The organism is Exiguobacterium sp. EA-TM-5, from assembly GCF_053878415.1.
The window spans coordinates 1,893,071-1,908,575 of record NZ_CM132670.1; the positions used below are offsets into that span (position 1 = coordinate 1,893,071).

Genomic DNA, 15,505 nt, shown 5'->3' on the forward strand with positions numbered 1-15,505 from the left:
TAATGACGACAAAAGATGTCGTCATTCAAGGAGGAAAGTTATGAATATAAGACAATGGCGGTTAGTCCGTTATTTAAATCGTGGAGAACGCGTCTCTGCCCGAATACTGGCAGAAGAGTTCGACGTGTCGATCCGGACGATCCAACGAGACATGACGGTGCTTGAAGCGAATGGTTATCCGATCTATAGTGAACCGGGTGTGGCGGGCGGGTACCGGATGCTACCGCACCGAAATATGCCACCGCTTGTCTTAACGAATGAAGAAACAATCGTCTTGTTCATTTTACTCGAATGGGTCGGGCAGATTCCTGATTTTCCATTTGGGGAAATCAGGCAGGAAGTCGCAGAACGCTATGCGAATGAGTTACCAACAATGACGGAACAACAGACTGTAAGGTGGCAAAAGCGTTTTCGCTTTCAAGCAGTGGATACACCACCGTCACCGCAAAATCCAGCGTTACTGGACCTGTTAGAGAGCGGACAGATGGGGAATATTCTCTATGAGACGATAAAAGGTCAAAAATCGATCGTAGTGGATCCAATCGGCTTATCGTTTGAACATAATCGTTGGTATTTTTATGGACGGACAGACCGTGGATTGCGTCAATTCCGTGTCGATCGAGTTCTAGACGTATCGCTTCATGACTTGCCAGCGAATGATTTGAACTTTTCTGACCTAGAACTGAACATGACGCACGTACCGATGACGACCATAAAACTAGAAATATCACCTTTAGGCGAGCGATTGCTAGAAGGAGTATTGCCTTCTCAAAGGGAACATACATGGCAAATTCCTACTGAGGAGCTCGCTTTTTTAGGACGACAATTGATGCGGCTCGGTCCGGAAGTTCGAGTCCTAGAACCACAGGAACTCCGAGAACAATTGATTCGTCAAGCAGAAGAAATGATTGCTGTGCAACGATCCGATAAGACGTTCGGACAGGATCGTTAAAAAAACTATGTTAGGATATAGGTAGAAAGAAACACTAGAGGAAGGGGTCTTCCATGGAAACACTATCACTTATTTTATTGATGCTTGCGCTCATCCTACTGACGCAAGTCATCGGACATTACATTCGTTTCATCCCAACGGCTTTGATTCAAATTATTGCCGGAACCGTTGCCGCTCTTCTAATGAGTGGCTTTACAATCGAGGTCGAATCCGAGTGGTTCCTCCTATTATTCATTGCGCCATTGCTTTATAACGATAGCTCTCATTTTCCGCGTGAAGATTTATGGCGGATGCGAACAGCAATCTTCGGTAATGCGATCATCCTCGTCTTGTTGACGACAATCGTCGGAGGATACTTCATCAATTGGTTGATTCCGGTCATTCCAGTAGCTGCTGCGTTTGCCTTAGCAGCGATTTTATCACCGACGGATCCGATTGCCGTCAATGGGATTGCAAAACGCGTCCAGATTCCAGAACAGATTTTAACACTCGTTCGCGGAGAATCGCTGATCAATGATGCATCGGGATTAGTTGCGTTCAGTTACGCCGTTGCTGCTGTCGTCACAGGTTATTTCTCGATTCAGAGTGCGACGACAGAGTTCTTTTATATGTTCTTCGTTGGAGCGTTGATCGGATTGTTAATTTCGCTCGCGATGAACTTTCTCAAGGTTCGCTTGCGTCGAGCGGGTATTGAAGATGTCGTCTTCTACGCTTTACTGCAAATCTTGACACCATTTATCATCTTCTTCGTTGCTGAAGAAGGATTTCATGCGTCAGGCGTCATTGCCGTCGTCACAGGTGGTATCTTACACGCCTTGATCAAAGAGCGAACCGAAACGTTCTTTGCACAAGAGCAAACATTGACGGATAACATTTGGACGATGATCGCCTATACCTTAAACGGGATCATCTTCTTGTTACTTGGTTTGACATTGCCTGAAGCAACTCGGGAAATTTTTGCAGATGATGCCATCAACAATTGGCGTCTGATGTTATACGTCATCGAGATTGGTTCGTTTATCCTCGCGATCCGCCTTGTTTGGACGATGTTCTTCAACTGGTTTGATCATCGCTTCTTCAAAAAAGAAGATCGTGATCACCGTCGACCATCGTTTAAACAAGATTTGATCACAACACTTGTCGGAGTACGTGGAACGATCACGATGGTCGGTGTCCTGTCGTTGCCATTTTTGACAGAGTCCGGCGAAGCCTTCCCGGAACGTTCGCTAATCATCTTCCTTGCGGCGGGCGTCATCATCTACACGCTCGTTCTTGCAACGATTCTCTTACCAGTCTTGAACCGTGGTGAGGCGGCAACACCGATCGCACTCGACTTGAATGCTCAAAAACAGCGGATGATTCGTCGTGCGATTTCGGAAATCAAACAAGTAACAGACGAAGAGAACGCAGTCGTTGCGTTCGATCTCCTCAATGAGTATCATGTAATGCTCCGGTTACTTCGTGCCCAAGAAAAAAGTCAGGAAGAGCTCGATCAATTCAATGACCAATTGAAAGCACTTCGTCTTGAAGCTGTCCAGTGGGAAAAAGAAGAATCAAAGCGTTTTGTCGCTGAACACAAGGTGCCTGATTTGCTGAAGAAGGATGTCTTCCGCTCAATCGAAAATCGTCGTAAGGCAATCGGCAAGGATTCGCGCTTCCAGATCGTTCAGCCGATTCGTAAATTGTGGTGGAAACGCAAACGATCAAACATGTCGTCTGATGCGTTGATTCAAATGACACAAGTCGAGCATGAACTGTATGAAAAGGTAATGGGCACAGTGATCGAACGCCTCGAGAATTGCCGCACGTCTTATCCACCAGACGTCGTTCAAAGTGTGCTCGAGTTCTATAAACGACTTCGCTTCAAACATACGCGTTGGTCGTCACCAATTGGTGGTAAGGATGTCGATCAGCAGAAGGAAGAGCTCTGCTTGAAAGCCATCGAAGTCCAGCGTCTTGAAATCGCCAATATGTCGAAAGAAGGGGATCTCTCGAACGAAGAGGAGAAGGAATTACGCCGCTTCATTCATTATATCGAGAGCGTTGTTCTCTACGAATACGTGGAATAACTATTAGGTAATTTGTTTTCAAAAAGGTTAGTTGCAATAAAATTAGGTGCACGTTTTCTCTGAAGAGAATCGTGCACCTTTTGTTTGTCTCGAATTAAATCAACTGTAGCGTTTTTTGGACTGCCCAGCGTTGATGTGCGTGGAATAAGCCTTCTATCGCAGAAACGGGGTCAATCCATATTAATTGGTGATCGTCTTCGATGGGGTCATGTATGCTTTGTCCAGCATGGCAATGATAGAAATACCCTTCATTCAAGTAATACGTCGTTTCATTTTGTGAATAGAAATATTGACTTGCCTGTCCGATGAAATTACTGATTTCGATCTCCATTCCGGTTTCTTCTAGTACCTCTCTTGTAAGACATTCTTCATGTGTTTCATGTGCCTCGATTCCGCCACCTGGAAGAAAGAGTTTGCCGTCACTTTTTTGAATGATGGCGATTTTATTGATTTGAGTGTCGATCACGATAGCATAAACAGCTGGTCTTGTTATGTAGCGTTGATTCTTATCTTTTTGACCAAAGGTGATGACGTTCATTCTTTAATCACTCCTTTTCGTAAAAACATTTGAATCCAATCATACCTTATAAAATAGTATGCAAGTATGAGTCATACAAAAAACCCTCATTTCACTCAAGAAATGAGGGGTGACCTAGGATAGGAGTGAAGAGCATTCGTTTCAAACGTATCGCTAAATCGATTAACCGAGTGACAAGTATTTAACTTCGAGATAATCTTCGATGCCGTAGACGCCACCTTCACGGCCAAGACCACTCTCTTTATAGCCACCAAATGGAGCTTGTGCAGCAGATGGCGCGCCATCGTTTAGACCAACGATTCCGTATTCGAGTCGTTTTCCGAGCAGTAACGCTTCATCGATGCGTTCTGAGAACGCGTAAGCTGCAAGTCCGTATGGTGTGTTGTTCGCCCGTTCGATGACTTCATCGAGTGTCTCAAAGACAGAGATTGGTGCGAGTGGACCAAACGTTTCTTCCTGCATGCAGAGCATGTCTTCTGTGACATTCGCAAGAACGGTTGGTGTGACGAAATGACCAACTGATTCGTCAATCGTACCACCTGTCAGGATTGTTGCACCTTTTGCGACAGCATCATCGATATGTGCTTTGACTTTCGCGACAGCTTTCGCATTGATCAATGGACCAACTGTCGAATCAGCGTCCATGCCGTTACCGACTTGCAGTTGTTTGACGGCAGCTGTGAATTTTTCCGTAAACTCGTCAAGAACAGACGCTTGCACGTAGAAACGGTTCGTTGCGACACAGGCTTGACCACCGTTGCGGAATTTCGAGCGCATCGCACCTTCGACGGCTTTGTCGAGATCCGCGTTTTCAGTGACGATGAATGGAGCATGACCGCCGAGTTCAAGTGATAGTTTTTTCATCGTATCGGCTGCTTGACGCATGATCAATTTCCCAACGGCTGTTGAACCTGTGAACGTGATTTTACGAACACGGGAATCGGCTTGCCACACACCACTGATTGTTGCCGCGTCACCTGTTAGGACGTTGATGACACCTTTAGGGATACCTGCTTCTTCTGCTAGTTCAACAAGGCGAAGTGCCGTGAACGGTGTCTCTTCCGACGGTTTAAGGACGATCGTACAACCCGCTGCAAGAGCCGGTGCAAGTTTACGTGTGATCATCGCTGCTGGGAAGTTCCATGGTGTGATTGCTGCGACGACACCGACTGGTTCTTTCTCGACGAAGAGTCGTTTCCCCGGAACAGAAGCAGGAATCGTTTCACCGTAAATCCGGCGTGCTTCTTCTGCGTACCAACGCACGTATTGATTACCGTAATCAACTTCGCCGAGTGCTTCGATGTACGGTTTCCCTTGTTCCGTCGTCATGATCCGTGCGAGTTCCTCACGATGTTCGTTGATCAAGCGATACCACGCGTCAACCAAGTTCGCTCGTGTATCTGCTGTTTCGTTTGACCACTTCACAAATGCCTCGCTCGCTGCGTCAACAGAACGCTGTGCGTCTTCCGCTGAGCTGGCCGGAACATGTCCAAGCAACGTTTTTGTTGCTGGGTCATAGACCGGAATCGTTTCTGTTGTGTCGTACCATTCACCATTAATTAAGTTCTTTTCAATCATGTTATTGCACCTCCGTGAATTTCATTACGTCCTTTATTAAACACCTCATCCGTAATGAACGGAAGTTCCGCTTTGGATGGACAGTCATAACGAAACGGAATGACTCAGAAAAGTAGTTAATCGACTGAACAATCGGGAATAGTTAAAATAAATGGAAATGAAAACGTCGAAATTGATAAAGGGGTCGAAAGTCATGAAACGGAAATGGATCATTGGCGGTGTGGCGCTGAGTCTACTACTAAGTGGATGTGGAGAGAAAGAAGTCGTCGAGAAGAAGTCTGTAAAACCACGCGAGACACAGCAAAAAAGACAAATCTCACAACAGTCATACATAGAAAAGACAATACAGCGTGCTGAGCGTTACGCTTCTCAATACGATTATGCGCGAGCGATTAAGGTGTTAAAGCCTCTTCGGACAAAAGAGACAATTCAGAAGTCGGAAGAATATGAACAGGCGAAACAGTCGCTTGTCACTATAACAAAACCAGTGCCACACCTCTTTTTCCATTCTTTGATTGCAGATCCAAAACAAGCATTCGACGGCGACCGGAAGGAAGCAGGATACGACGATTATATGGTGACGCAACAGGAATTCGAACGGATATTAGACGCTTTATACAAAAAAGGCTATGTACTTTTACGACCGACGGATTTAGCAAAAGACGTGCAAGGCAAAATCGTTGAGACGCCGATTCGTTTACCGAAAGGAAAACAGCCACTCGTACTGTCGCAGGATGACGTCAATTATTACGAATACATGGAAGGGGATGGATTTGCGAAGAATTTAAAAGTGAAGGACGGCAAAATTGTCAATACGATGGTCGGAAAGCCCGATGGTGCCTATGATCTCGTACCAATCGTTGACGCGTTCGTCCAGTCCCATCCTGACTTTTCGTATAAAGGCGCGAAAGGGTTGCTCGGAATCACAGGCTATAACGGAGTGCTCGGGTATCGTTCTTCTTACAACCAATACGGGCACAATGAAAAGGTCGAAACGACACGAAAACAAGCGAAGCAGACAGCCGTCGCATTAAACAAGGACGGCTGGCAGTTCGCGAGTCATACGTACGGACATATCTGGGTCGGAAAAGAGTCAGTTTCTACGATCCGTGCGGATTTAAAACGCTATAAACAGGACGTAGAACCATTGATCGGAAAAACAACGCAACTGATTTATCCATATGGCAGTGATGTCGGGGATTGGCATGATTATTCGGGTGAGAAATATCGTTTACTCATCGATAGTGGTTTCCGTTATTTCTTCAATGTTGATGCGAGTCAACATGCGTGGAAACAAGTTAGTCCCGACTACTTCCGCCAAGCTCGGATCAATGTTGACGGGATTCGTTTACGTCAAGCCGTTGCTGGAAAGACGAACGTACTCGATCCGTTCTTTGATGCGAAAGAAATTTTTGATTCAGCACGGCCAGAACGGAAGTGAATGTTTGAAAACTAGTAGAATCCATCGAGTAAAGCAATTAAAACGATAGTGGCTGCGTCCCGTTCTGATCCGTAAATTGATAGAACTTCGCGAGATCTGCAACGAAGACGGCTTGCCCAGAATAACGGCTCACGTCGTCATCTGCGATTAGCGCTGCAACAGCTCGTCCGATATAAGCAGTCGATTCGGTCGCAGCACTCGCGAATCCGGCATCGACGACTCGTTCCGTCCGAATGAAACCGGGACAAAGTGCGATGACGGAGATAGTCGTTTGATCTAACTCACTTGCCATGACGTGCGTCATTCGATTGATCGTTTGCATTGCTAGATCATAATAGAGATTCCCGGCTACTTGATCTGGAGTGAATGACGTCAGATTGACGATAAGCGCAGCTGGACTCTGTTGAAGTAATGGCATTGCAGCGCGAATCGTCCACACGTACGCTTTTGGTCCGGCGGACATCATCGCGTCCCAGTGTTCTAGTGGTCGCTCCCAAAACCGTCGACCGGTTCCGGAAGGCAAGTGGCTTTCGGAACCACCAAACACACAATTGACGAGGAGGTCGATTCGACCATGTTGACGTCGAATCTGTTGAACTAAACGATCGATGTCTGTTTGATTCGTGTGGTCACATACGACTGAGATACCAAGTCCGCCACGTGCCGTGACTCCAGCAGCCGTCTCCTCGATCGTCTCGCTTCGGTTGTCCGTCGTCTGTTCGACCGTACTCCGTCCCGTGACGTAAACGATCATCCCGACGTCACCTAAAGCATAGGCGATTCCACGTCCGGCACCACGGGAGGCTCCTGCGACAAGTGCGATTTGTTTGAGTGTAGTAGGCATGATGGAGCTCCTTTCAAATACGAGAAGACGGATGGGCAGGTGCGCATCCGTCTTCTTCTGATTTAAAAACCCTTAATCGTCATCCCGCCATCGACATAAAGTGTTTGTCCGGTCACGTAACGGGCAGCGGCAGATGATAAGAAAACAGCTGGACCAACGAGCTCTTCTAATTCACCAACCCGACCGAGCGGTGTCACGTCAACGATTTCCTGCAGATATGTAGGATCTTTTAGTAAGGGTTCCGTCAGCGGTGTTTTAAAATACCACGGTCCGATTGCGTTGACACGAATGTTTTGTGGTCCCCACTCGAGGGCTAACACTTTCGTCATCTGAATCATCGCCGCTTTCGTCGTCGCATATACGACACCGGTCCGTAAGGCGACGTGGCCCGCGACGGAGGCGATATTGAGAATACTTCCACCTGTCTCTTGCATCCGTTTCCCGACTTCCTGAGCAAAGAAGAAGGCAGATTTCAGGTTAGTCTGATGAATCGTTTCCCACTCGTCTTCCGTTACGTCAAGTGCCTTCGAGCGAATGTTCATTCCGGCGTTATTGACGAGCCCGTCAATCTACGGCACTTGTTCATAAGCACGAGCAACCGTCTCGACGACTTGTTTCCGGTCAGTGATGTCGCATGGGAGTATGTAAGCCGTTCGACCGAGGCGTTCGATTTCTTGTGCCGTCTCCTTCAAATCTCGTTCCGTCCGGGCGACGAGAATGATGTCAGCACCAGCTTCTGCCATCCCGATAGCGAGCGCCCGTCCAATACCTCGCCCAGCCCCTGTGATGAGAAATGTCTGATCGGTTAACGAAAAACTTGGAAGATACATGATGTCACGTCCTTTTAATGAGAGTCACCACTTACTCTAATGAAAAATTGACTGAAAAGAAAGAAAAATCACTCCGAGGTAGAATGGAGATGGTAAAATATTGAAAAGGAGGGATAGGATGAAACGTGGGTTAGTTGTGACATTATGTATAGCACTCGTAAGCCTTGCTGCGATTCAATTGGTCGGTACGGAAGTTTACCGTTATTTCTTTTATGAACCGGCATCTTATGAAATGCGCTTTATGACGAACGATGGTGAAGAAACGAACATTAAACCAAAAGTAGAGAAAAAACCGAAAAATGAGATACAGAGCAGCGGGGAGGATGGGGATACTTTAGGTATTACTACCTTCTACGTCATTGTCGGTCTTGTCATACTACTGATCGTCTTCTTCAGTGTACGTTACTTCATGAAGCGATGGCGAAAGCGACGGAAACGAGAGAACGTAGCCGACGATTTAATGGATCCACCGCCGCTGTTTACTCCAAAGCGTTCGATGAAACAAACGTTTATCGGTGAAGAATCAGAGTCAGAAATTCGTCGCCTGTTGCAAACGTTCGATCGGCAACTGACACGACAAAAACGCCGCCGCTCCGAAGAGACGGTCGGCGAATGGTTACAGCGGATTGATGTCACGCTCGATCCATCGATCTATCATCTTGTCCGGTACGGTGAGACACCGGACTCGGCGATTTCACAAGATCAGGTCGATGATTTGAGACATGAACTACAAGTGCACCTTCAGCGCGACTGACCGAGTAAATCAAGCAGGATCGCATGATGGGAGGCGTCTCGTGAGACGAGTGACAATTCGCGGACGACATCAAACCCGTCGACCGGTAACGTCTTGATTTCAGGTGACAGTCCATCTTGGAAAATCTCCGGCAATAGAGCGATACCAAGTCCTGCACGGATGAAACCGAGGACGCTTGATCCGAATTCCATCTCATTTTCTGATTGATAGACAGCACCTCGCTCGATGAACGCGTCCTTTAAGATGTTCGTCGAATCGCAATCAATCGGAAGCGATAAGAAAGAGGCATCTCGAATTTGATCAAACGCTACAGACGTACAACTCGTGAATCGTTCATCGTCTCGATGCACGTAAAGTAAAAAGTTCTCCGTATACAAATGCGTCGTATGATACGGATGGACATGGTGACGATCGTCGAGTAAGACAGCATCGTATCGGCGTTCTTCAAGACCTTGCATCAAATCGATCGTCGTATGCGCCGTCTTCAACTTGAGATCCGGAGCCGTCGCTTGACGCGAGACGTGACGCGGGAGATACGTCATCGCGACGCTTGGCCATGATCCGAGCGTTAAGGTCGTCCGTTCGTTGATCGTACCGATCCGTCGTTTCATCTGATCGATCCGGTCAAGCAGTTCACGGCTCTCTTCAAAGACGATTTCGCCAGCTGTCGTCAACGTGACACCATGTGCCGAACGGTGTAACAACGAGACGTCGAGTGCACTCTCAAGACTTTTGATTTGTTTACTTAACGCCGGTTGCGTCATATGCAGTACTTCGCTTGCTTTCGTCAGGCTACCGGTCTCCGCGGTGACGAGGAATGCTTCCATCCATTCGGTCTTCATTGGTTCACGCTCTTTTCATACAGGTTGTTTAGAACGTACGCCATTTGAACGCATCTGACAATCATTTTGCATTTTCTATATTCTTAGTTTGGAATATTCTAAATTGGGAATATATAAAATAAAGAGGTGAACGGATATGAATGATCGGATACCAATACGATTCTCAGCTCTCGGAGACGCGACACGGCTCCAACTCATTGAAGCGTTACGAAACGGTCCTCGCTCCGTCAATGAGTTAGCTGAACAACTACACTTACGCCAACCGCAAACCTCGAAGCATTTGAAGCTGTTGCTTGACGCGGAACTAATCACTGTCGAACGGCAGGCGAATCGTCGCTTGTATAGCCTTCGCCCAGAAGCGTTTCGAGAGCTCGTCATGTGGAGCAACTCGCTTGTACAAATGGAAGCCCGCATGCATCGTCTAGACGCACATTTGAAGCAGATTCAGCCGAACGTGAAGGGAGACGGGACGAATGAAAAAGGAATTGAAGACTTCGATTGAGGGAAAGACGCTACGAATGGAATGGACGTGCGAGGCGCCACGAGATAGCGTCTTTGCCGCATTCACGGAAAAAGAGCAGCTCGAAGCGTGGTGGGGACCGGAAGGCTGGGAGACGATGATCAAGACGTTTGAGTTCCAACCGGGTGGTGTATGGCATTATTGCATGCGCTGTGTTGATCCGGCGCAAGGTGACTTTTACGGAATGGAGTCGTGGGGAAAAGCGATTTTCAGACATATCGATGCTCCGAACACGTATAGTCATGCCGATTATTTCTCGGACGCGTCAGGAGCGATCTCTGAACATTTGCCAGGAAGCGAGAATGTCACGACATTCCTCGACCACGGGGAGACGACGTTGATCGTCTTCGAGTCGACCTATGAGACAGAAGCAGCCGTGCAAGAAGTACTCGGTATGGGGATGAAGGAAGGCTTTACGTCGCAACTGTATCGCCTTGAACGATTATTAGCGAAACGTTGAGAAGGAGTCGGTGAGGGATGCGGAAGCTCGGTCTTATAGTATGTCTGCTTTGTTTAGCCGGTTGTGGAAAATATACGATGGAAGAGGCGAAAGAGAATGGCGACATCATCGTCCAGAATGATGTTACGAACAGCGACCGATTCGAGTCCTTTTTAAAGAAGTCAACGCAAGGCAAATCAGATCAGATCCGCATCACGGCATTTACGACTGAAGGAGACCCGGTATTGTATGACGTCAAGTATGATGGCAAGTCGTATCAATACACGTCTGATTCATCGCGTGATCAATTCGGTACGACAGACGATGATCGTAAAAACGAAGTCTGTAAGAGACTCGTCAAGACAACTGAGAAGGAACAGTCGGTCTATACGTTACGCCAATGTGCTGAAGGAGCGGATCATGAGCTCTTACGATTGCCAAAACAATAATCAAAAAGGATCGTGTCCCGTCGAATCAATCAGCGGGCACGATCCTTTTTATTCGATGTCGAGACGACGTAAAGCTTCGCGCCAACTGGAGAAGCGCTCAATCAACAACGTCAGTGAAGGTGCTTGGTGCGCTCGTGCCCACTTGGCATATTGTTGACTCGTTAGAAGCGGTCCATGTGTGGCTGCAGCTTGTTGAAGAGCGTCTAAGCAGTCTTGATTGGTGAAGAAGCCGTTCGAGGTGAGATCGAAGTGTGCCAAGGCCTTTTTCCAGGTTCCGAACCGACGAATGATCGTATTCGCACTCAGCATCTCGGGGTGTAGATCTCGCAATTCCGTGTAGGAGCGAATCGTCATGTTCGTTCCTTTTTGAGCGACATAAAAGGCGACGCTCTCTTCGATCGACCACCGCTTCGTTCGCTTGACCGCAGCCGGACGGTTCAACGTCATGCGTTCTTTCGTCGATAAATGGGAAGCCTTGACGATTCCGGCTCGTTCTAATAGGTGTGCCCACGAACCGAATCTGGCGTTGATTTCTTCAAGCGAAGGGTAAGGAAGTTGAGCTGCTAACTTTTGATAATGGGTAGCTTTCATAGGTGAATGGTGCATTTGATGAAGACCTTGAATCAAGCGGATGATCTTCTCATCCGTTGCTAAGGCGGAAGTGGAAGTCGGATGTTGACGCATGCAAGATATCTCCCTTTTGAATGGTTGTTTCAATTACAGGCTAGTGTAGCATGAGGGATTGCGAGAACATACTAACAATATCGTAAGGTAAGAAAAATAGCGCATTTTTATCCAGGAAATACAGGAAAATCAGAGCTAAAACACGAATATAATATTATAGAAGAAAAGAGGGGGAATTGATCAATGACAGAAACACAGACGATTGATACGATGGAGGATATTTTAAAGATGCTCGACGCACGATTGCGTGAACCAGAACCGTTTTGGGACAAGTTCTATGAAGATCGGTCGAAACCGGTCCCGTTTTTTAAGAACATTCCGGATGAGAACTTAGTTCGCTACGTCGAAGAGGGCTGGCTCTCGCCTGGTGACGCATTAGATCTCGGAACAGGACCGGGTCGAAATGCGATTTATCTCGCAACACACGGTTTCTCGGTGACGGGACTGGATCTTTCAGCAACCGCGTTAGACTGGGCAACAGAACAAGCGCAACAGACTGGAGCGCACGTTGCGTTTCGAAAGCAAGATTTTCTAGAGACGACCGAACAGAATACATATGATTTCATTTACGATTCCGGCTGTTTTCATCATATGGCGCCACATCGACGTGTGACTTATGTGACGCGACTGAAGGAGATGTTGCGCCCCGGAGGATATTTCGGATTGACGTGTTTTGTTGCGGGCGGTCCGCTTGGCGGGGCGACGTTGACGGACTGGGAGGTCTATCAAGAAAATAGTCTCCAAGGTGGACTCGGATACACGAAAGAGCGATTACTCTCCATATTCGATGCATTTGACGTCATCGAACTAACGGAAATGAAACCCGTTGACAATCCGGAGGCATTATTTGGTCATGCTGGACTGTGGACTGGTCTGTTTCAATTAAAGGATTGATTCGTCCGACATCCGAGACGCGAACCAGTCTACAAAGTAGTGGACATCCTCTAGCGAAACGATTTGGTGTGTATCGTAAGCGGCGAACAGTGACAAAAAGCGCGGTTCGTCAGGAAAATAATGAAGCAGGAGCGGACGGAGTGTCTCTAGGTCATGCACGAAGCTTTGATCTTCTTCTAAGATGAGGTGATAGGTGCTCCGAATAATCCGTTTCACGATCGAATCGGAATAAAGCAAAGCGACCTGACCGGTTTCTAGGAGAAATAAATCCGTTTTCAACTGCTCACATACTTCACTGTTTAACGCGAAGCCAAGAGCACGTGTCGGGCGAAGGGATGGAAATCGGCTTTGGAGATTTTCGCCTGCCAAAAACAAGTTGACGGATTTCAACCAGACGCCCCAACGAAGTGCTTCGTCATCCCGTATGACGTCCCCAAGCAGACCGATGTCATAATCGATTTTGGTGACGAATGGATAGTCCTTCAACCAGTCTTCTGTCCGTTCATCTAACTGCATGTGTTCTTCTTCCGTCAACGGTTCTGTCAAAATCAGTGTAAAATCGAGGTCGGATTCAAAGGGACGCGCCGTTCCTTTGGCGACGCTGCCATACAAGTACACGCCATGAAACGCGGATAAGGTTTGTACATAGGCGACGACGTCCTGAATTACGGCACGATAACGGACAGGAATCGCTTCAGCGGAAGTTGGATTGTGGATGTAGCCATTTTTCGTGCCCAATGTCGTTGGATACTGCATCTGTCTTCCTCCTCATCCTTCAGGGATGGATTGATAGCGATACCACTTCTTGTTTCGCTGCACATATAAAAACATCGTATCATCTTTTTCTTGATAGATGACCGTACCGCTCTTAAGACGAGTTGCCATGCCGTCCTTTAGCGTCTTTTCGGATGCTATTTCTTGAACACGTGGACCAGGAGTCAAGGAGAGATCGGAGACGGTTACGACCTGATCTAGTCGATACACGCGATCGTTCAAGCGGATGACGTCTTGAGCTTGTTTAATGGCTTCCGCCGCGATGAGGTCCGTCGTTGTCATCGTCGTCTCCGCTAAGCATCCGCTGAGACAAAGCGCAACTAATCCTATAGTCGCTGACATCTTTTTCATGAAATACACCTCTTTCTCTATTAATATATCGTAATTTACGATATATTCGTTTTATACGATATAAGGGGGAGCATCATGATTTCAGCTGATTTTGCAAAAATATATTATCAACTACATCCACGATTCGAGGAAAACCTATCTCACCAAAGTGTGCGTATTTTGCAATATATTCAATTTGCAGTGAATCCGACGATCAAGCAGATTGCCGAGGCATTTCGCCTCTCACATAATACGACGTCCGAGCATGTCAAAAAGTTGGAGAAATTAGATTATATCGAAAAAAAACGGAATCCAAAAGACCAACGCCAAGTGACGATTGGTTTGACAGACATAGGGGATACAATCGTTCGTCGTCATACAGAACTCGATCCCGAGCGGTTAAATCAAGTCCTTGCTACGATGTCAAAAACAGACCAACAGGCGATTGAACAGGCGTTTCGATTGTTGCGGGAGGCGGCAGATGACTGCTTTTCTCGTTAAGGTGCTGTCGAGCGCACTGATCATCGGTCTCGTCACGGAAGTCGCCCGGCGTTCACCGTCACTGGGTGGTGTGTTGTCTGCATTGCCCGTCGTCAGTCTGATAAGCTTTGCCTGGCTCGTTAAACAAGGAAGTGAACGGGCAGAACTAAGTACATTCTTAAAGTGTGTGTTGCTCGGATTACCGGCGACGTTTTTATTACTTGCCGTTTTATACGGATTGATCCGCTTAGGTATTCCTATTTTTTACAGTATACTCGGTGCAACAAGTCTTTTTATCGTTTGTTGGTATATCCAACGTTACCTACAACAGTGGTGGCAAACGTAATCAAAAAGGAGACAAAGTAATGGTAATCCTTCAAACAGAACGATTGACGATTCATCCGTGTACGGCGAATGATGTGACACGTTTACAACAACAGCAGTATGACAATGGTCCAGAAGTTCAGCATCATTTGATGTCGATAGCGTCAGATCCCTCGCTACTATACTGGGGTAGCTGGCTCGTTATGACAAAGGATGGTCAAGTAATCGGGGATATCGGATTCAAGGGTAAGCCGGACATACGACAAGCGGTCGAAATCGGTTATGGTCTGTTACCAGCGTATCACAATCAAGGGTTTGCGACGGAAGCAGTTCAAGCATTGATTGAATGGGCGTTTGAACAAACGGAAGTGACAGTGGTACTTGCGAAGACGGAGTCGACGAATCAAGCATCAATCCGAGTACTCGAAAAAGCGGGATTGATTCAGGTCGGGAGAGACGATCGGTATATCATGTGGGAGCGTATGGAGAGGATGTAAAGGAAACTTGACAGTTAGTGTGTTATTTACATATAGTGGGACTACGAGGTGAAATCATGAAAAATAAGGTCAAGGAGATGCGCGAAGAACGAGGCTGGTCGCAAGGCGAACTGGCAAAACGATTGACCGTGTCGCGTCAGACGGTCATTTCCATCGAAAAAGAGCGGTATAATCCGTCACTCGACCTCGCGTTTACACTAGCTGATCTGTTTGAGCGGCGAATCGAAGACATCTTTATACCGAATCGAACGAACGAGGAGTGAATA

At 47.1% G+C, this 15,505-nt stretch carries 19 protein-coding genes and 1 pseudogene; 12 read left to right on the forward strand and 8 right to left on the reverse strand.

Annotated elements, in window-relative coordinates:
- Window positions 1–40: 40 nt before the first annotated feature.
- Both ACV3PA_RS09700 and ACV3PA_RS09705 read left to right on the forward strand, forming a co-directional pair.
- Window positions 41–952, forward strand: coding sequence for a helix-turn-helix transcriptional regulator (locus ACV3PA_RS09700; protein WP_456124521.1), 912 nt, complete (start codon window positions 41–43; stop codon window positions 950–952).
- A gap of 53 nt (window positions 953–1,005) precedes the next feature.
- Window positions 1,006–3,021, forward strand: a complete 2,016-nt coding sequence (locus ACV3PA_RS09705; RefSeq protein ID WP_456124522.1) for a Na+/H+ antiporter — start codon at window positions 1,006–1,008, stop codon at window positions 3,019–3,021.
- Window positions 3,022–3,115: 94 nt separating this feature from the next.
- On the opposite strand, the gene ACV3PA_RS09710 is transcribed toward ACV3PA_RS09705, so the two are convergent.
- Together ACV3PA_RS09710 and ACV3PA_RS09715 are read right to left on the reverse strand one after the other, a co-directional pair.
- Window positions 3,116–3,559: an NUDIX hydrolase gene (locus ACV3PA_RS09710; protein WP_053453513.1), complete on the reverse strand. Its 444-nt coding sequence runs from the start codon at window positions 3,557–3,559 to the stop codon at window positions 3,116–3,118.
- A 162-nt stretch (window positions 3,560–3,721) separates the two neighbouring features.
- Entirely contained in the window at window positions 3,722–5,137 is a 1,416-nt protein-coding gene (locus tag ACV3PA_RS09715) for an NAD-dependent succinate-semialdehyde dehydrogenase (RefSeq protein ID WP_053453512.1), read from the reverse strand.
- 193 nt (window positions 5,138–5,330) lie between these two features.
- On the opposite strand from ACV3PA_RS09715, the gene ACV3PA_RS09720 reads away from it, so the two are divergent.
- Window positions 5,331–6,578, forward strand: a complete 1,248-nt coding sequence (locus ACV3PA_RS09720) for a polysaccharide deacetylase family protein (RefSeq protein WP_456124523.1) — start codon at window positions 5,331–5,333, stop codon at window positions 6,576–6,578.
- A gap of 37 nt (window positions 6,579–6,615) precedes the next feature.
- On the opposite strand, the gene ACV3PA_RS09725 is transcribed toward ACV3PA_RS09720, so the two are convergent.
- Together ACV3PA_RS09725 and ACV3PA_RS09730 are read right to left on the reverse strand one after the other, a co-directional pair.
- Window positions 6,616–7,422, reverse strand: coding sequence for an SDR family NAD(P)-dependent oxidoreductase (locus ACV3PA_RS09725; protein WP_456124524.1), 807 nt, complete (start codon window positions 7,420–7,422; stop codon window positions 6,616–6,618).
- A 62-nt stretch (window positions 7,423–7,484) separates the two neighbouring features.
- Window positions 7,485–8,252: pseudogene (locus ACV3PA_RS09730) on the reverse strand (SDR family NAD(P)-dependent oxidoreductase).
- A 118-nt stretch (window positions 8,253–8,370) separates the two neighbouring features.
- On the opposite strand from ACV3PA_RS09730, the gene ACV3PA_RS09735 reads away from it, so the two are divergent.
- Window positions 8,371–9,006, forward strand: coding sequence for a hypothetical protein (locus ACV3PA_RS09735; RefSeq protein ID WP_456124525.1), 636 nt, complete (start codon window positions 8,371–8,373; stop codon window positions 9,004–9,006).
- Here the strand turns inward: ACV3PA_RS09735 and ACV3PA_RS09740 are convergent.
- Complete coding sequence (locus ACV3PA_RS09740; RefSeq protein ID WP_053453508.1) at window positions 8,994–9,848, reverse strand: LysR family transcriptional regulator; 855 nt, start codon at window positions 9,846–9,848, stop codon at window positions 8,994–8,996. The genes ACV3PA_RS09735 and ACV3PA_RS09740 overlap by 13 nt on opposite strands.
- A 136-nt stretch (window positions 9,849–9,984) precedes the next feature.
- On the opposite strand from ACV3PA_RS09740, the gene ACV3PA_RS09745 reads away from it, so the two are divergent.
- Genes ACV3PA_RS09745 through ACV3PA_RS09755 form a run of 3 tightly spaced genes read left to right on the forward strand, consistent with a single transcriptional unit; the run spans window position 9,985 to window position 11,256 of the window.
- The gene (locus ACV3PA_RS09745; protein ID WP_053453507.1) at window positions 9,985–10,350 is read left to right on the forward strand and encodes an ArsR/SmtB family transcription factor; all 366 of its coding nucleotides are present in this window, start codon (window positions 9,985–9,987) and stop codon (window positions 10,348–10,350) included.
- Entirely contained in the window at window positions 10,322–10,828 is a 507-nt protein-coding gene (locus ACV3PA_RS09750) for an SRPBCC family protein (protein WP_456124526.1), read from the forward strand. Before ACV3PA_RS09745 ends, ACV3PA_RS09750 begins: the two co-directional genes overlap by 29 nt.
- Before the next feature lie 17 nt (window positions 10,829–10,845).
- Complete coding sequence (locus tag ACV3PA_RS09755) at window positions 10,846–11,256, forward strand: DUF4362 domain-containing protein (RefSeq protein ID WP_456124527.1); 411 nt, start codon at window positions 10,846–10,848, stop codon at window positions 11,254–11,256.
- 48 nt (window positions 11,257–11,304) lie between these two features.
- Here the strand turns inward: ACV3PA_RS09755 and ACV3PA_RS09760 are convergent, their stop codons facing one another.
- Window positions 11,305–11,940 carry a homing endonuclease associated repeat-containing protein gene (locus ACV3PA_RS09760; RefSeq protein WP_053453504.1) on the reverse strand — a complete coding sequence of 212 codons (636 nt, stop codon included), beginning with the start codon at window positions 11,938–11,940 and terminating at the stop codon, window positions 11,305–11,307.
- Between the two features lie 183 nt (window positions 11,941–12,123).
- On the opposite strand from ACV3PA_RS09760, the gene ACV3PA_RS09765 reads away from it, so the two are divergent.
- Window positions 12,124–12,834 (forward strand): SAM-dependent methyltransferase, encoded by a 711-nt coding sequence (locus tag ACV3PA_RS09765; RefSeq protein ID WP_053453503.1) that lies wholly within the window; start codon window positions 12,124–12,126, stop codon window positions 12,832–12,834.
- On the opposite strand, the gene ACV3PA_RS09770 is transcribed toward ACV3PA_RS09765, so the two are convergent.
- Both ACV3PA_RS09770 and ACV3PA_RS09775 read right to left on the reverse strand, forming a co-directional pair.
- Entirely contained in the window at window positions 12,823–13,590 is a 768-nt protein-coding gene (locus ACV3PA_RS09770) for a nucleotidyltransferase domain-containing protein (protein ID WP_053453502.1), read from the reverse strand. The two genes, ACV3PA_RS09765 and ACV3PA_RS09770, sit on opposite strands and share 12 nt — an antisense overlap.
- 12 nt (window positions 13,591–13,602) lie before the next feature.
- Window positions 13,603–13,959: a hypothetical protein gene (locus tag ACV3PA_RS09775; RefSeq protein WP_053453501.1), complete on the reverse strand. Its 357-nt coding sequence runs from the start codon at window positions 13,957–13,959 to the stop codon at window positions 13,603–13,605.
- Between the two features lie 75 nt (window positions 13,960–14,034).
- On the opposite strand from ACV3PA_RS09775, the gene ACV3PA_RS09780 reads away from it, so the two are divergent.
- The 4 genes from ACV3PA_RS09780 to ACV3PA_RS09795 are packed head-to-tail and all read left to right on the forward strand — an operon-like array spanning window position 14,035 to window position 15,502.
- Window positions 14,035–14,439, forward strand: a complete 405-nt coding sequence (locus tag ACV3PA_RS09780; protein WP_053453500.1) for a MarR family winged helix-turn-helix transcriptional regulator — start codon at window positions 14,035–14,037, stop codon at window positions 14,437–14,439.
- On the forward strand, window positions 14,420–14,764 hold the full coding sequence (locus ACV3PA_RS09785; protein ID WP_235504882.1) for a DUF3147 family protein: 345 nt from the start codon (window positions 14,420–14,422) through the stop codon (window positions 14,762–14,764). The genes ACV3PA_RS09780 and ACV3PA_RS09785 overlap by 20 nt, the downstream gene beginning before the upstream one ends.
- Before the next feature lie 19 nt (window positions 14,765–14,783).
- Entirely contained in the window at window positions 14,784–15,239 is a 456-nt protein-coding gene (locus ACV3PA_RS09790) for a GNAT family N-acetyltransferase (protein WP_053453499.1), read from the forward strand.
- A gap of 56 nt (window positions 15,240–15,295) precedes the next feature.
- Entirely contained in the window at window positions 15,296–15,502 is a 207-nt protein-coding gene (locus ACV3PA_RS09795) for a helix-turn-helix transcriptional regulator (RefSeq protein ID WP_053454538.1), read from the forward strand.
- Window positions 15,503–15,505 lie beyond the last annotated feature (3 nt).

Excerpts from the sequence above, each read along its gene's own strand:
- ACV3PA_RS09700 (WP_456124521.1), top strand. The coding sequence starts at position 41 with ATGAATATAAGACAATGGCGGTTAGTCCGTTATTTAAATCGTGGAGAA.
- ACV3PA_RS09755 (WP_456124527.1), top strand. The coding sequence starts at position 10,846 with ATGCGGAAGCTCGGTCTTATAGTATGTCTGCTTTGTTTAGCCGGTTGT.
- ACV3PA_RS09710 (WP_053453513.1), bottom strand. The coding sequence starts at position 3,559 with ATGAACGTCATCACCTTTGGTCAAAAAGATAAGAATCAACGCTACATA.
- ACV3PA_RS09715 (WP_053453512.1), bottom strand. The coding sequence starts at position 5,137 with ATGATTGAAAAGAACTTAATTAATGGTGAATGGTACGACACAACAGAA.
- ACV3PA_RS09745 (WP_053453507.1), top strand. The coding sequence starts at position 9,985 with ATGAATGATCGGATACCAATACGATTCTCAGCTCTCGGAGACGCGACA.
- ACV3PA_RS09780 (WP_053453500.1), top strand. The coding sequence starts at position 14,035 with ATGATTTCAGCTGATTTTGCAAAAATATATTATCAACTACATCCACGA.
- ACV3PA_RS09750 (WP_456124526.1), top strand. The coding sequence starts at position 10,322 with ATGAAAAAGGAATTGAAGACTTCGATTGAGGGAAAGACGCTACGAATG.
- ACV3PA_RS09735 (WP_456124525.1), top strand. The coding sequence starts at position 8,371 with ATGAAACGTGGGTTAGTTGTGACATTATGTATAGCACTCGTAAGCCTT.
- ACV3PA_RS09790 (WP_053453499.1), top strand. The coding sequence starts at position 14,784 with ATGGTAATCCTTCAAACAGAACGATTGACGATTCATCCGTGTACGGCG.
- ACV3PA_RS09740 (WP_053453508.1), bottom strand. The coding sequence starts at position 9,848 with ATGAAGACCGAATGGATGGAAGCATTCCTCGTCACCGCGGAGACCGGT.
- ACV3PA_RS09775 (WP_053453501.1), bottom strand. The coding sequence starts at position 13,959 with ATGAAAAAGATGTCAGCGACTATAGGATTAGTTGCGCTTTGTCTCAGC.
- ACV3PA_RS09725 (WP_456124524.1), bottom strand. The coding sequence starts at position 7,422 with ATGCCTACTACACTCAAACAAATCGCACTTGTCGCAGGAGCCTCCCGT.
- ACV3PA_RS09705 (WP_456124522.1), top strand. The coding sequence starts at position 1,006 with ATGGAAACACTATCACTTATTTTATTGATGCTTGCGCTCATCCTACTG.
- ACV3PA_RS09720 (WP_456124523.1), top strand. The coding sequence starts at position 5,331 with ATGAAACGGAAATGGATCATTGGCGGTGTGGCGCTGAGTCTACTACTA.
- ACV3PA_RS09765 (WP_053453503.1), top strand. The coding sequence starts at position 12,124 with ATGACAGAAACACAGACGATTGATACGATGGAGGATATTTTAAAGATG.
- ACV3PA_RS09785 (WP_235504882.1), top strand. The coding sequence starts at position 14,420 with ATGACTGCTTTTCTCGTTAAGGTGCTGTCGAGCGCACTGATCATCGGT.
- ACV3PA_RS09795 (WP_053454538.1), top strand. The coding sequence starts at position 15,296 with ATGAAAAATAAGGTCAAGGAGATGCGCGAAGAACGAGGCTGGTCGCAA.
- ACV3PA_RS09770 (WP_053453502.1), bottom strand. The coding sequence starts at position 13,590 with ATGCAGTATCCAACGACATTGGGCACGAAAAATGGCTACATCCACAAT.
- ACV3PA_RS09760 (WP_053453504.1), bottom strand. The coding sequence starts at position 11,940 with ATGCGTCAACATCCGACTTCCACTTCCGCCTTAGCAACGGATGAGAAG.